The 373-nt window shown below is 62.2% G+C and carries 1 pseudogene; it reads right to left on the reverse strand.

Annotated features, from left to right (window positions below):
- Positions 1–192: pseudogene (locus tag P9273_RS32060) on the reverse strand (IS5/IS1182 family transposase); the annotation flags it as partial.
- Between the last annotated feature and the right edge of the window lie 181 nt (positions 193–373).

Raw genomic sequence — 373 nt, forward strand, 5'->3', positions numbered from 1 at the left:
CATCAGCCGGGTCGGCAGCGGCGGCATGCCGGGGCCGTCCGAATAGACGGCGCCGAAACGCTCCTCCAGCACCGGCCAGTCGATCGCCTGCGCCAGCCGCACCAGCTCGTGCTTCATGTTGATGATTTGGTCGAGCCGGGAGCGGAACAGGTCCTGCTCTCCCGTCTCGCGCTTCTCGCGTGGCCTGGACATTCGCTGTCCCCTCGATTCGCCGCCGCCGAACCGAGTGAATCACGCTCCGCGCCACAAGGGAATCGCAAAACCGAATTGCAGGAAAACAGCGTCCAAATACCGCTAATCCTGCAATTCCAAAGCCGCTATCCGCCTCAATCAACAGGCCAGATCAATGGCTTGCGGATAGTTCACGGCCGAC

The organism is Mesorhizobium sp. WSM4935 (assembly GCF_029625735.1).
Classification (GTDB): domain Bacteria; phylum Pseudomonadota; class Alphaproteobacteria; order Rhizobiales; family Rhizobiaceae; genus Mesorhizobium.